The sequence below is a fragment of the Geminocystis sp. CENA526 genome, from assembly GCF_050753365.1.
Classification (GTDB): Bacteria; Cyanobacteriota; Cyanobacteriia; order Cyanobacteriales; family Cyanobacteriaceae; genus Geminocystis.
This window is the reverse complement of the sequence record NZ_JBLZFY010000005.1, coordinates 14,109-26,722: the sequence shown is the minus strand read 5'-3', so window position 1 is coordinate 26,722 and position 12,614 is coordinate 14,109. Positions and strand designations below refer to the sequence as shown.

The following is a 12,614-nucleotide window of genomic DNA, read 5'->3' as shown; positions in this document are numbered from 1 at the left end:
TTATTGATCCAAACAAGCCTTAAAACTTTCTCTTAATTCCATTTCGTCTAAATTACGCCCGATGAATACCAATTCACTTTTACGGGTTTCTTCTTCTCCCCAAGGACGATCGAGCGTTACGTCAAACAACATATGCACTCCTTGAAATACGACTCGATCGTTCATGTTAGCAATATTTAAAATACCCTTCATGCGGAAAATATCTGTGCCTCGATTACGCAGTAAATCCCCAATCCAATCTTGTAATTTTTCTAAATTCAAAGGCTGAAATTCCACCATAGCAATAGAATACACCGATTCATCGTGTTCGTGGGCTTCTTCTCCCAAAAAATTAGGATCGATTTCTAAGGCTTTTTCCAGATCAAATGATCTAATGCCTAACAATTGATTCATTTCAATCTCAGCATTTTGAGTGCGATAAATTTTCGCCATAGCGTTCATACTACGGATGCGTTTTTCTAAATTCTCTAACTCCTCAGAAGTAACTAAATCAGTTTTATTGAGTAAAATCACATCAGCAAAAGCAATTTGCTCTTGAGCTTCATCTGCACTCCAATGTTGATGAATATGCTTTGTATCCACCACCGTAACCACCGCATCTAAAAGTAACTTTGATTTCATATCTTCATCAATGAAGAAAGTTTGTATTACCGGAGCTGGATCGGCTAAACCAGTGGTTTCAATGACAAGGTGATCAAATTTATTACGTCTTTTCATCAAGTTACCGATAATACGCATTAAATCACCTCTAACGGTGCAACAAATACAACCGTTATTCATTTCAAAAATTTCCTCATCGGCACTTATCACTAGCTGATTATCAATGCCCACCTCTCCAAATTCATTAACGATTACGGCTACTTTTTTGCCATGTTCGTATGTAAGGATATGATTAAGTAAAGTGGTTTTACCCGCCCCTAAATAACCCGTTAAAACCGTTACGGGCACTAAATCTTTCTCTTTCGTTATCATAGATTGTCCTTTGTCTAAATATAAAAATGATTATCATTATTATAGTATAGGACTTACGAGACAACAATGATATTTTGTTATTTTGGAGTTGTGGAGAAATTTTTTTTACTAAAACTAAATATTAAGCCAATTAAAAATATCGTTAACTGTTAGATTTAGTTCTATTTTATCTAAGACTGGTAGAGTATTATCATCACGAAAAATTTTAACTTTTTGATCACTAAAAACGACTAAAATTGTTTCATCTTCAGGATTAATTAACCATCCTAAATTAGTTCCATTTTGAGAACAAAAAAGTAAATTATCTAATACTTTCATTAAACTTTGATCTGGTGATAAAATTTCAATACTCCAATCAGGCAACCCATCAAATCGATTGGCGATTCTTCCTTTTTCTGTACGGGGTATTCTATCCCACACAAACACCGCTACATCAGGCACGATCGATCTCTTGTTAGAAGTGCAACGCAATTCGGGGAAAGCATAAGCAATTTTAGAGGCTTTGGTTATTTGATTAATTGCGGATACTAATTCAGATTGTATGGTACTGTGTTGTCCTTGTGGCATAGGCTTAGGAGTAATAACTCCATTAATAAATTCTTGGGCGGGTTTTGTTTCGGGTTGTTGCAAAAATTCTTCTAAGGTGATGGTTTTGGTTTTTTCGATGGTGGCAATCATAATTTCCGTTTTTGCATTACTGATGATGTTATTTTAACTCTAAAAAAGGGTTCGATCGAACTCAAAATCAAGAGTTATCAGGTTATGAATAAATTAGACTTACATCATAATTCCCTTAGCTTATCCACATCAAATTGAGGTTCATTCGGGTATCACTACCTTTTTTTCGTGTCAAGTCATTGTCATAAAACTTTACATAACGTTAATATTGTTTACATACAGATAAAAAATAAAACAAAAAAATCATGTCATCATTCCAAAAATACGTCGTCGAAGAACAAGGTCGTTTTAATAACTATGCGATCGAACCAAAAATGTATGTAGATGAAAGTCAACAATTCGGTTTTAACAAATATTCTGAGTTATTAAATGGTCGTTTAGCCATGATGGGTTTTATCTCTTTATTAGGTTTTGAAGCTCTCACAGGTCAAGGTTTAATCAGTTGGTTAACGAATCTATAAGTCAATTTAGTTAACAATTACAATTAATAGACACAAAAAATAGTTTTAAACAGATAAAAATATGAACGCTGATCTAGATATTTTCAACAACAAAGATTTATTCGCTCCCGTGGTTTTCCGCTCAGATTTTAATAAATTTGAAGCCATTAGCGGTAATCAGGCTTGGTCATTATTTTTCACCGCAGGAAACGAAGACAAAGAATTAGGATTAAATCCTGAAGCTGGTCGTTTCTTCACCAACGTTCTCATCGGAATTGGTGTAGTAGGCATTATTGGTGGTTCAGTTTTTACTAGCATCTTTTAATGGTCATTCTTTTCCACAATCATAAAACAAACCCGATAGAGCTTTATACAATCAGTGTAGGCTCTATATTTTTTTTGTGTCATAGAGGAAAAGGTGGCTTATTTGATATAATGATAATCATTATCGTTTTTTTGTTGATTATGATTGCTATTCCCATGGTGGAAAATATCGTCACAGATTCTTTAACATTAGAAAAAATCCGTCATAGTTGCGCCCATGTCATGGCGATGGCGGTACAAAGTTTGTTTCCTGAAACTAAAGTTACTATTGGACCTACTACAGAATCAGGATTTTATTATGATTTCGATCGAGCCTCAACCTTTACCCCTGAAGATTTAGGGAAAATAGAGGAGAAAATGCGAGAAATAATGAAAGCTAACCTACCAATTATCAAAGAAGTAGTCGAAAGAACGGAAATTCAAGAAAAACTCAGGGAATTAGGCGAAAATTACAAATTAGAAATATTAAATAGTATCCCCGAAAATGAAACTATCACCCGTTATTTTATTGGTTTTCCCGACTATCAACCCCCAGATCAAACACCATTAAAACCCCTTAACTCTTGGTGGGATTTATGTGCAGGGCCTCATGTTAACTTTACGGGAGAAATTAACCCCAAAGCCTTTACCTTAGAAAGTTTAGCAGGGGCTTATTGGCGAGGTGATGAACATAAACCTCAATTACAGCGTATTTATGGCACTGCGTGGGGTACAGAAGCAGAATTACAAACATATCTAAAACGTAAAGAAGAAGCTCAAAAACGGGATCACCGTAAATTAGGACAACAACTGAAACTATTTAGCATTCAGGAAGACGCAGGAGGCGGTTTAGTTTTTTGGCATCCTAAAGGTGCAATGATGCGTTACTTGATTGAAGATTATTGGCGTAAAGCTCATTTAGACGGCGGTTATGAATTGTTATATACTCCCCATGTCGCCAATTTGGACTTATGGAAAACTTCAGGGCATTGGGACTTTTATCGAGAAAATATGTTTGATTCTATGGATGTTGAACAACAAGCCTATCAAATCAAACCCATGAATTGTCCTTTTCACGTTTTAACCTATAAAAATGAACTTCACTCTTATCGGGAGTTTCCCCTACGGTGGGCAGAATTAGGAACGGTTTATCGTTATGAACGATCAGGCGTATTACATGGTTTAATGAGAGTAAGAGGTTTTACCCAAGATGACGCTCATATTTTTTGCTTACCCGAACAAATTGCCGAAGAAATTTTAGGAGTTTTGAACTTAACTGAGAAAATTTTGTCAGATTTTGGCTTTACCGATTATGAAATTAACCTTTCCACTCGCCCAGAAAAATCTGTTGGTAGTGATGAGGTGTGGGATTTAGCTACGGAAGCACTAATTCATGCTTTGCATAAAAAACAGTGGAATTACATTGAAGATCAAGGGGGAGGTGCTTTTTATGGTCCTAAAATTGACCTAAAAATCAAAGATGCCATCGGCAGAACTTGGCAGTGTTCCACAATTCAAGTCGATTTCAATTTACCCGATCGTTTTGATATGGAGTATGTAGCTAAAGACGGCACACGCCAACGACCAATTATGATTCATAGAGCAATTTTTGGTTCATTAGAAAGATTTTTTGGTATTTTAATCGAAAATTATGCAGGAGATTTTCCATTATGGTTAGCACCAGTACAAATAAAATTATTACCTGTAAATAATGAATTGTTAGATTATACTCAGGAAATTTTTCAAGACTTAAAACAAGCAGGTTATCGAGTAGAAATTGATAAAAGCGGAGAGAGATTAGGGAAACAAATTCGTATAGCAGAATTAGAAAAAATTCCCGTTTTAGCTATTTTAGGAAATCGAGAATTAGAGGAAAAAACTTTAAGTATTAGAACTCGTCAACTAGGAGATTTAGGATCAATAACTATCTCTAATTTAAAAGAAAAATTAGCAAACTCGATCGAGCAGAAAACCATCTTTTCAAACTAAAAATATTCCTAACCAATACTTAAATAATAAAAATATCATGACTCAAACAGTTTTACTATCCCATGAAAGAATACCAGTTACTATTATTACAGGATTTTTAGGTAGTGGCAAAACTACTTTATTAAATCATATTTTAACTCAGCAAGAGGGCTTAAAAACAGCAGTATTAGTTAATGAATTTGGAGAAATTGGCATTGATAATGACTTAATTATTTCCACAGAAGATAATATCATAGAATTAAATAATGGTTGTATTTGCTGTACAATTAATGAAGATTTAGTCACCGCTATTGATAAAATTTTAGAACGTCAAAAACAGATAGATTATTTAATCGTAGAAACTACAGGAATTGCTGATCCTTTTCCTGTGGCATTAACTTTTTTAGGCACAAATTTAAAAGATAAAACTCGATTAGATTCCATTATTACTTTAGCCGATTGTGAAAATTTTAGCTTAGATAAATTTGAAAATAGCGAGGCGGCTTTTAGTCAATTTGCTCATGCTGACGTAGTTTTACTTAATAAAACCGATTTAGTTGATTCTGGTAAAATTGATGACATCGAACAAAAAATTAATGAAATTAAAGAAGATGTTAGAATCTTAAAAACAACGAATGCTAAAGTATCTTTACCTTTAATTTTAAGTGTTGGTTTATTTGAATCTGATCTTTATTTTCAGCCTAATAAAGAAGAACATAAACATCATAAGCTCGATCGTCATGATCATAAACATGATCATTCTCATCACCTAGATAATGATGGTTTTGTGTCAGTTTCTTTTACCAGTGATAAACCCTTAAGTATTAGAAAATTTCAGTATTTTTTAGATAATCAATTACCCATAGAAGTATTTAGAGCGAAGGGTTTTTTATGGTTTAAAGATAGCGAATTTAAACATATCTTTCATCTTAGTGGGAAACGTTTTAGTATCATTGATGAACATTGGAAAAAACAACCAAAAACAGAATTAGTTTTTATTGGACAACATCTTAAAATTGATGAATTAAAATTACTTTTAGAAAACTGTGTAATGTAAAAAAAAAGTTTGTAGTGAGGGCTTTAGCTTTTATCAAATAAAGCCTTAAAAGGCTTACTATAAAACTAAAATAAGGAACTTATTAACTATGAAAATGTTAACCATGAGTTTATCCGATGCGTTGCCAATTATTCCTAAAGCTGGGATGCCTGTAACTATAATTACAGGTTTTTTAGGAAGTGGAAAAACGACTTTACTTAATCATATTTTACTTAATAATGAAGGATTAAAAGTAGCAGTTTTAGTAAATGAATTTGGGGATATTAATATCGATTCTCAGTTATTAATTTCCATTGATCAAGATATGGTTGAATTAGGAAATGGCTGTATTTGTTGCACCATTAATGATAATTTAATTGATACAGTTTATCAAATTTTAGAAAGGGAAGATAAGATAGATTATCTAATTATTGAAACTACAGGATTAGCTGATCCACTTCCGATTATTCTCACTTTTTTAGGTACAGAATTAAAGTATTTAACTCGCATTGATTCTATTATTACTTTAGTTGATACAGAAACCTTCACTGAAAAACATTTTGATAGCGAATCAGCATTAAATCAAATTCGTTATGCAGATTTGGTTATTTTCAATAAAATTGATCTTGTAAAGGAAGAAAAATTGCAGGATTTAGAATCATTTATTTTACAAGAAAAAGCAGGAGCAAGAATCTTAAAAAGTCAATTCGGAAAAGTTCCTTTAGCTTTAATTTTAGATATAAATTTAACTAAAAATAGTAGTTATAAACAAGAAATAAAAGACTTTCAATGCAATCACAAAAACTATAGTCATCACATCGAAAATGATGGTTTTAATTACGTTTCTTTTATAAGCGATCGACCTTTTGATTTAGATAAATTTGAAGATTTTTTAATAAATATAATGCCTAGAGAAGTATTTAGAGCAAAAGGAATCATGTGGTTTGATGTTAGCGAATTAAGACATATTTTTCAATTAAGTGGTCCTCGTTATGAATTACAAGCCGATGAATGGACAGAAAAACCCAAAAATCAATTAGTATTTATTGGGCGTAATTTAGCACAAGAAAATATTATAGAGCCATTGAATAATTGTTTAGTAGAAATGAACAATAAAAAATCATTTTCTTTAGCAAATTTACCTTTTTAAATTATGAATAACTTACTCAATCAAAATTATCTTTGGATAGAAATATTAAAGTTTAATGAACAAGGATTAATTCCAGCTATCGCTCAAGACCATCAAGACGGTACAATCTTAATGATGGCTTGGATGAATAAAGAATCCATTAAACAAACATTATTAACTAAAGAAGCCCACTATTGGAGTCGCTCTCGTCAGGAGTTGTGGCATAAAGGAGCAACATCAGGTCATATTCAAAAAGTTAATTCTATATTTTATGATTGTGATGGTGACACTTTATTACTCAAAATTGAGCAAGTAGGAAATATTGCTTGTCATACTGGGGCGAGAAGTTGCTTTTTTAATACCGTATCTTTAACATTTTAAAATTTAGGAAAAAACATGATTTCTATTACTGCAAATATTGATAAAAAAATAGATAAATTTATTTGGAATTACGAACAATCCGCATTTAAAATCAGTTTTGAAACTCTAGGAAAAGGAAAAGCGATACTATTATTACCATCATTTAGTACTGTTTCTTCCCGTAGCGAAATGAACGCCATTGCGGAGTTTTTAGCTTCTCAATATCAAGTTACCGTCTTTGACTGGCTTGGTTTTGGGGAGTCTGATCGACCTAAAATTGATTATCAACCCAACATTTATCAACAATTATTAACAGATTTTGTTAACCATTATTTTTCTGAACCAATAATAATTGTCACCGCAGGACATAGTGCAGGATATGCTTTAACATTAGCTAAAAATAACCCTGATTTAGTGGCTAAAATAATTTTAATCGCTCCCACAGCTCAAGGACCTTTAAAAGTTATGGGTGTTAATGATAATGTGAGAAAATTCGTCAAAAATCTTATTAATACCCCCATTCTCGGACAATTCCTTTACTATCTCAATACAACTCCAGCTTTCTTGCGTTTTATGTATCGTCGTCACGTTTTCGTCAATGAAAGCCAATTAACCCCTGAATTTATTAACCGTAAACGACAAATCACTCAACAAAAAGGAGCAAGATTTGGCTCTGTAGCTTTTGTAACAGGAGAAATTGATCCCCTCGATAGTCGTGAGGAGTTTTTAAATCTAATTTCTGAGATAAAACAACCAATTTTCAACATTATCGGCGAAAATTCTCCTCCTTACTCCCTCAAGACAATGGAAGCTATCTCTAAATTGAATAATGTCCAAACAATACGCTTATCTGGTACTTTAGGTATGGCGGAAGAATATGGAGATTTAATTGCCGCTTTGATTCAATAATTTTGCTAATTCAGAACACTTAAAAATTATTGCCAAAATTACATAAACTCTGATATAACTTAAGTCATCGGTTTTGATGGGTCACTTCCATTGAACGTAAGGGGGAAAGTTCGGTTAAAATCCGACGCTGTCCCGCAACTGTGATTGAGCAAAGTCTCATTAGTCAGAATGCCCACCGATACTCAACCATGTTATTTTATTTATCTGCGAGGCACAGATGATATATCAAACATTTCTCTCACTATCATTATCATCTACTCTCTGTGATATTTTTGAGGGTAGTTAACATATCTCTGTAATTCTTCCTAAAAAAAGTCATTTTAATCATGGCTTCCGTTAATAGGTTACAATAATCAACATTAGTTAAACTTATCAATGCTACAGAGATTAAGCTCAATCATCACTATTTTTCCTAAATTTTACACCCAAGTAGAATGGGTGACTGGTTTTACAAGCTATATTTAAGCTAAAGAAAATATCATAAAACATCCTTAATTGTCATATTTAAAGGATGCTTTCCCCTGAAAAATTTTGATGCTGAATGGATTTGTAATATCAGTCAATGGGTAAAATTTAGGAAAAAACAATGCAAACAATCGAAAACCGCAACCTCAACAAAAACAAAGTTTTCAATAGTCAAGACTACATTAAACTAGAAAATGATTACGGTGCAGACAACTACCATCCCCTTGAAGTCGTAATCAATAAAGGGCAAGGTGCATGGGTTTGGGATGTAGAAGGCAATAAATATCTTGACTGTTTAAGTGCTTATTCTGCCTTAAATCAAGGACATTGTCATCCCCTCATCTATCAGGCATTAGTAGAACAAGCTAGTAAGGTAACTTTAACTTCTCGTGCCTTTCATAATGACCAATTAGGAAAATTTTACCAAAAAATCTGTCATATTTCGGGTTTACCTAAAGTATTGCCTATGAATTCTGGGGCTGAAGCAGTAGAAACCGCCATTAAAGCCATTAGAAAATGGGCTTACACCGTCAAAGGAGTATCCCATAACCAAGCAGAAATTATTGTTTGTAATAATAATTTTGCCGGACGTACTATTAGTTTAGTCAGCTTTTCCACCGAAGAACAATATCAATCAGGTTTTGCACCCTTCACCCCCGGATTTAAGACAATACCCTATGGAGATGCAAAAGCTCTAAAATCCGCTATTACTCCCAATACTGCGGCTTTTTTCCTCGAACCGATTCAAGGAGAAGGAGGAATTATTATCCCCCCTGTGGGTTATTTGCAAGAAATAGAATCTATTTGTCGCAAAAATAATGTTTTATTGGTATTCGACGAAATTCAGACAGGATTAGGACGCACGGGGAAAATGTTTGCTTTTGAACATGAAGGAGTGAAACCCGATGGTATCACGATCGGTAAAGCCTTATCAGGAGGATTTTATCCTATCTCAGCTTTTATTAGTACCCACGAAGTTATGGATGTTTTTAACCCCGGCGATCATGGTAGCACATTTGGGGGGAATCCTTTAGCTGCTGCGGTGGGAATCGCCGCTTTAGATGTTATTATTGAGGAAAATTTACCTGAACGAGCTTCACAATTAGGGGCTTATTTTCTTTCTCAATTACAAACTATTCCTAGCCCTTATATTCAGGAAGTTCGAGGCAGAGGTTTATTGATTGGATTGGAGTTAAAACCCAGTGCAGGGGGCGCTCGACGTTTTTGTAAAGCCTTAATGGGATTGGGTATTTTAGCCAAAGAAACCAGAGAAAATATTATTCGTTTTGCACCACCTTTAGTTATTTCTCGCTCTGAAATTGATTGGGCTTTACAACGCATTGAACAAGTTTTGATGTCGGAGTAGAAATTTTTATCGTTATTTTCAGACTAATGGGGGAATTTTTCCCCTGTTTGACTTTAGAGAAAAATGCTTAATTCCTGTGAGCAAAAAAATTATTGCCAAAATTACATAAACTCTGATATAATTTAAGTCATCGGTTTTGATGGGTCACTTCCATCGAACGTAAGGGGGAAAGTCCGGTTAAAATCCGACGCTGTCCCGCAACTGTGATTGAGCAAAGTCTCATTAGTCAGAATGCCCACCGATACTCAACCATGTTATTTTATTTATCTGCGAGGTACAGATGATGGTGTCTTCAATATTTTTTTCGATCGTATTTTTTACCGATGTGTGGCTAAATTATGAGTAGCTACTTTTTGGGTTAAAGATGTAATAAATTAAGAGTTGAGTCCGTTCTTCGTGTCAACGTCAATTCTAACTTATTTTCATCGGTCAATAGCTTATAAGCCTTACACAAAAAATAGTTCTTTATCCCTAACCCTCAATTATGGGTACGTTCTATCTTGGCATATAGTCTTCATTCACTTTGATGGAATTTATATAAATTTGGTTGAATGACTGATCACAAAAATTTTAGCAGTTGTTGTGATCATAATTTTTCGTAGCCTTATTTTATACAAATCAAGGTTTTTGTTAGGGGAGTAATACTTGCTATCAACTAAAACTATTCGGACACTACTGCTTTAAACAATAAAAGGCGGTCAATCTTACCATGACTTTTTTTTCAAGTTTATCATAATTAGAATATTAATCAAGATGACAATTACAACAGGAACGTTAGGTTATCCTCGTATCGGACAAAAACGAGAGGTAAAAAAAGCGCTCGAAGGTTTTTGGGCTGGAAAATTAGAAGCTGATGCTTTAATTCACACCATTGAATCTGTAGAAACTGCCAATTGGCAAAGACAATTAGAGGCAGGAATCGATCGCATTGCAGTAGGTGATATGACGTTTTATGATCATGTTTTAGATTGGTGTGTGCGTTTAGGTTTGATTCCTAATCGTTTTCAGTCTTTGACGGGTTTAAAACAATATTTTGCTATGGGTAGAGGTGTTGATGGTATTCCAGCCCTTGAAATGACTAAATGGTTTGATACTAATTATCATTATTTAGTGCCTGAAATTAGCTCTGATTGCCAACCCCAAGCTAATTTTGACGATTTTCTAGCCAAGGTAAGGCGATCGCAACTCATCCTCGGTAAACGCTCAAATCCTGTCATTTTAAGCCCTGTCACTTTATTAGAATTGAGTAGAAAAGAAGGGAGTTTGCAAGAAAATCTGGAGAAGTTATTACCTCTTTATGGTGATTTATTAACTCAACTCAAAGAATATGGTATCGAAGAAGTACAGTTTCATGAGCCAATTTTAGTTACTAAGGAAACCTCAGAATTAAAAGAAGCTATCCTCACCACTTATCATGAATTAGCTAACATTGGTTTACCCATTAACCTTGTTACTTATTTTGAAGATTTGGGTGCAAATTATAGCTGGGTAATTAATTTACCAGTACAGGCTATTAGTTTAGACTTTACGAGGGGGAATAATCTGGATTTATTGAAAATAGGTGGTTTTCCTGAAGATAAACGGTTAGGAGTTGGTATTATCGATGCGCGAAATGTCTGGAAAATTCGCCCTCAATCTGTGATTTCAACCTTACACCAAATTCAAGAAATTACGACTAATATTAGTATTCAACCTTCTGCATCTTTGCAATTTGTTCCCCTTGATGCTCAAAAAGAGGTTAATTTAGCCGAACCTTTAAGAAATGTGTTGAGTTTTGCTCAACAAAAATTAAGGGAGGTAAAAATGCTTTCTGAAGCTGATAATCAAAGTTTTTACGATGAAATTGACGCACAATGGCAAATATTTAAAGAATTTAGCCCTTATTCTGAAAATGTCGCCCATAAGCTCACCAATTTGAAAACTAACGATTTTGATCGCACTTTATCTTATTTAGAGCGCCTTGAAAAACAGTTACCTTTACCGATGTTACCCACTACCACCATCGGCTCTTTCCCCCAAACTTCTGAAGTGAGACAGTTGCGAGTAAAATATAAACGAGGAGAATTGACACAGCAACAATACGAAGATGCGATCGATCATCATATTGCTGAATGTATTAAACTTCAAGAAGACATTGGTCTTGATGTGTTAGTGCATGGGGAATTTGAACGTACGGACATGGTAGAATATTTTGGTCAACAATTGTCAGGATTTGCCTTTACTGAACATGGTTGGGTACAAAGTTACGGTAGTCGTTATGTTCGTCCGCCCATTATTTTTGGGGACATAGCACGTCCTGAACCTATGACTATCAGAGAATTTGAGGTAGCGCAATCCTTAACCACTAAACCCGTTAAAGGTATGTTAACAGGTCCTGTGACAATCTTAAACTGGTCATTTCCTCGTACAGATATTTCTCGACAAGATCAAGCCTTTCAAATTGCTTTAGCATTAAGAGAAGAAGTAGCCGATTTAGAAAAAGCTGGTGCAAAGGTGATTCAAGTAGATGAGCCCGCATTCAGGGAAGGATTACCCCTTAAACAAGAGCGTTGGAGTAATTATTTGGCTTGGGCTGTGGATGCTTTTCGTCTCTCAACGGCGATCGCCAATCCTGCCACTCAAATTCATACTCATATGTGTTATTCAGAGTTTGGTGATATTATTAAAGATATTGAAAGACTCGATGCTGATGTTATTTCCATCGAAAATAGTCGTAGTAATAATCGAACTCTGGAGGAAGTGACAGAGGCAGGTTATGCTCATCAAATCGGTAATGGCGTTTACGATATTCATAGCCCTGTTGTACCTTCTACCGAGCAAATGGCGCAACAATTACAAGAAGGTATTAGCAATTTACCCTTAAAACAAATTTGGGTGAATCCTGATTGTGGCTTAAAAACTCGCCGTTGGGAGGAGGTCATTCCAGCTTTAAAAAATATGGTGGAAGCCACAAAACTTATCCGAGAAAAAACCGAGAGTTTATAACTA

The 12,614-nt window shown here is 34.4% G+C and carries 11 protein-coding genes and 2 riboswitches; of the genes, 9 read left to right on the top strand and 2 right to left on the bottom strand.

Translation table 11 applies throughout. The annotated features are described in order from the left end of the window. Together ACN4EE_RS02830 and ACN4EE_RS02825 are read right to left on the bottom strand one after the other, a co-directional pair. Complete coding sequence (locus ACN4EE_RS02830) at positions 1–972, bottom strand: CobW family GTP-binding protein (protein WP_431704884.1); 972 nt, start codon at positions 970–972, stop codon at positions 1–3. Between the two features lie 114 nt (positions 973–1,086). Then, positions 1,087–1,650, bottom strand: a complete 564-nt coding sequence (locus ACN4EE_RS02825) for a Uma2 family endonuclease (RefSeq protein ID WP_431704883.1) — start codon at positions 1,648–1,650, stop codon at positions 1,087–1,089. A gap of 245 nt (positions 1,651–1,895) precedes the next feature. On the opposite strand from ACN4EE_RS02825, the gene ACN4EE_RS02820 reads away from it, so the two are divergent. The 9 genes from ACN4EE_RS02820 (at position 1,896) to metE (ending at position 12,611) form a co-directional block, all read left to right on the top strand. Further along, the gene (locus ACN4EE_RS02820) at positions 1,896–2,111 is read left to right on the top strand and encodes a chlorophyll a/b-binding protein (RefSeq protein ID WP_431704882.1); all 216 of its coding nucleotides are present in this window, start codon (positions 1,896–1,898) and stop codon (positions 2,109–2,111) included. A 61-nt stretch (positions 2,112–2,172) separates the two neighbouring features. Then, positions 2,173–2,415 (top strand): hypothetical protein, encoded by a 243-nt coding sequence (locus tag ACN4EE_RS02815; RefSeq protein WP_017292950.1) that lies wholly within the window; start codon positions 2,173–2,175, stop codon positions 2,413–2,415. Positions 2,416–2,555: 140 nt separating this feature from the next. Further along, positions 2,556–4,382, top strand: a complete 1,827-nt coding sequence (gene thrS, locus ACN4EE_RS02810; protein WP_431704881.1) for a threonine--tRNA ligase — start codon at positions 2,556–2,558, stop codon at positions 4,380–4,382. Between the two features lie 37 nt (positions 4,383–4,419). Continuing rightward, positions 4,420–5,418, top strand: coding sequence for a CobW family GTP-binding protein (locus tag ACN4EE_RS02805; RefSeq protein WP_431704880.1), 999 nt, complete (start codon positions 4,420–4,422; stop codon positions 5,416–5,418). A gap of 88 nt (positions 5,419–5,506) precedes the next feature. After that, on the top strand, positions 5,507–6,547 hold the full coding sequence (locus ACN4EE_RS02800) for a CobW family GTP-binding protein (RefSeq protein WP_431704879.1): 1,041 nt from the start codon (positions 5,507–5,509) through the stop codon (positions 6,545–6,547). Positions 6,548–6,550: 3 nt separating this feature from the next. Then, positions 6,551–6,907, top strand: a complete 357-nt coding sequence (gene hisI, locus ACN4EE_RS02795) for a phosphoribosyl-AMP cyclohydrolase (protein ID WP_431704878.1) — start codon at positions 6,551–6,553, stop codon at positions 6,905–6,907. Positions 6,908–6,922: 15 nt separating this feature from the next. Beyond that, entirely contained in the window at positions 6,923–7,795 is an 873-nt protein-coding gene (locus tag ACN4EE_RS02790; protein ID WP_431704877.1) for an alpha/beta hydrolase, read from the top strand. Between the two features lie 51 nt (positions 7,796–7,846). Then, positions 7,847–7,989: riboswitch (cobalamin riboswitch) on the top strand. 392 nt (positions 7,990–8,381) lie between these two features. Continuing rightward, positions 8,382–9,626: an ornithine--oxo-acid transaminase gene (rocD, locus tag ACN4EE_RS02785; protein ID WP_431704876.1), complete on the top strand. Its 1,245-nt coding sequence runs from the start codon at positions 8,382–8,384 to the stop codon at positions 9,624–9,626. A gap of 114 nt (positions 9,627–9,740) precedes the next feature. Beyond that, positions 9,741–9,883, top strand: a riboswitch (cobalamin riboswitch). A 496-nt stretch (positions 9,884–10,379) separates the two neighbouring features. After that, entirely contained in the window at positions 10,380–12,611 is a 2,232-nt protein-coding gene (metE, locus tag ACN4EE_RS02780) for a 5-methyltetrahydropteroyltriglutamate--homocysteine S-methyltransferase (RefSeq protein ID WP_431704875.1), read from the top strand. Positions 12,612–12,614 lie beyond the last annotated feature (3 nt).

What these genes read in the sequence shown, in the direction of transcription:
- ACN4EE_RS02830 (WP_431704884.1), bottom strand. Translation starts at nt 972, where the DNA reads ATGATAACGAAAGAGAAAGATTTAGTGCCCGTAACGGTTTTAACGGGT.
- ACN4EE_RS02825 (WP_431704883.1), bottom strand. Translation starts at nt 1,650, where the DNA reads ATGATTGCCACCATCGAAAAAACCAAAACCATCACCTTAGAAGAATTT.
- ACN4EE_RS02820 (WP_431704882.1), top strand. Translation starts at nt 1,896, where the DNA reads ATGTCATCATTCCAAAAATACGTCGTCGAAGAACAAGGTCGTTTTAAT.
- ACN4EE_RS02815 (WP_017292950.1), top strand. Translation starts at nt 2,173, where the DNA reads ATGAACGCTGATCTAGATATTTTCAACAACAAAGATTTATTCGCTCCC.
- thrS (WP_431704881.1), top strand. Translation starts at nt 2,556, where the DNA reads ATGATTGCTATTCCCATGGTGGAAAATATCGTCACAGATTCTTTAACA.
- ACN4EE_RS02805 (WP_431704880.1), top strand. Translation starts at nt 4,420, where the DNA reads ATGACTCAAACAGTTTTACTATCCCATGAAAGAATACCAGTTACTATT.
- ACN4EE_RS02800 (WP_431704879.1), top strand. Translation starts at nt 5,507, where the DNA reads ATGAAAATGTTAACCATGAGTTTATCCGATGCGTTGCCAATTATTCCT.
- hisI (WP_431704878.1), top strand. Translation starts at nt 6,551, where the DNA reads ATGAATAACTTACTCAATCAAAATTATCTTTGGATAGAAATATTAAAG.
- ACN4EE_RS02790 (WP_431704877.1), top strand. Translation starts at nt 6,923, where the DNA reads ATGATTTCTATTACTGCAAATATTGATAAAAAAATAGATAAATTTATT.
- rocD (WP_431704876.1), top strand. Translation starts at nt 8,382, where the DNA reads ATGCAAACAATCGAAAACCGCAACCTCAACAAAAACAAAGTTTTCAAT.
- metE (WP_431704875.1), top strand. Translation starts at nt 10,380, where the DNA reads ATGACAATTACAACAGGAACGTTAGGTTATCCTCGTATCGGACAAAAA.